We start from the raw sequence: 1171 nt of genomic DNA on the forward strand, positions 1-1171 counted from the left end.
GCGCCCGCAGACGTGCGCGCCCGCGCTTGGAAATGCGCGTTTTGCCCACGTGTTTCCCGGAACGGTTTTCGACGATGTTCAGCCCGGCCAGCTTGCGAATTTGCCGCCAGTCGCGGTATTGGCGCAAGTCACCCGTCTCGGCCAGAAACCCCGCCACCGTCATTTCGCTGACGCCGGGAATGCTCAGCATTTCCATAGCCCCGGGAATGCGCTTGAGGAGCTCTGCGATTGCCTGCTCAATCTCCTCAAGCTGCTGGCGAAGGAGGTCGTATTCCTGCAGCCAGCAGCGAAGCGAAAGGCGCGCGGCATGCAGGTCTTGGGTCAGACCGATGGAACGCTCGGCGCTTGCGCGCAAGGAACGAGCGCGCGAAAGTCCCACGGCCCGCTGTACCCCGTGTTCTCGCCACAGGCGAACCAGCTCCTCGGGCGTATACGCACACACATCTTGCGGAAGCGGGAAGAGACGAAGCGACACGAGGGCCGTTTTGCTTCCCAGTCCGGGAACACATCGAGGAACTCCGGGAAGTACTGGTCCAACCAGCGGCGGATGCGCGCGTGCAGGCGCTGAAGGTTCTTCATGAGCTGGTAGCGGAGATGGACAAGGCCGCGCAGCTCGGCGAAATCGCCTTGCGGCCATGTGGGAATGACGAAATGCCCGTCTTTGATGAGCTTGCCAATGACCAAGGCGTCCTTGCGATCGTTTTTGGTCGGCGAGTTGTCTACAAACTCTTTGGTTTGCTTGACATGAAAGGGATTTACAAGGACGACCGGGACATCGCAAGCACGCAAATAAGCGGCAAGGTTCAGCCAGTAATGACCGGTCGGCTCCATGCCGACCACGAAGAATCCAGAATTTTTCTTACAAAGACATTGAAAAGGAACTGGAAAACGGTGAGCAGATTGAAATTTTTGCATCAAATCGGGATGTCGATATTCGAAGAACGAGAGGAAAGAAAGCGGTTGTCTATTGGGTGAAACAGGATGAGCTTTCCCATCACCTTCACGGATTTTTAAATTCTTAGGTTATAGTAAGAAAGTAGATACGGTGATGGAAAAATTTGACTACGAAAAATTTAATCGAAGAATAAAAAACGGGGGAAAACCCCCGTTTCAGCGTGTAGACAAAGTACCGGGAGGTACAAGGTCTACACGCTTTTTTGTCGAATAGGGT

Annotated in this window: 1 protein-coding gene and 1 pseudogene; both read right to left on the reverse strand. The window is 54.4% G+C overall.

Going from position 1 to position 1171, the window contains the following annotated elements; genetic code table 11:
• The coding region (locus tag IEX61_RS12215) for a transposase (protein WP_229725876.1) at positions 1 to 475 on the reverse strand (475 nt) is incomplete at its 3' end.
• Between the two features lie 104 nt (positions 476 to 579).
• Positions 580 to 915, reverse strand: a pseudogene (locus IEX61_RS12855) (IS110 family transposase); the annotation flags it as partial.
• Between the last annotated feature and the right edge of the window lie 256 nt (positions 916 to 1171).

This window comes from Calditerricola satsumensis (assembly GCF_014646935.1).
GTDB lineage: Bacteria > Bacillota > Bacilli > Calditerricolales > Calditerricolaceae > Calditerricola > Calditerricola satsumensis.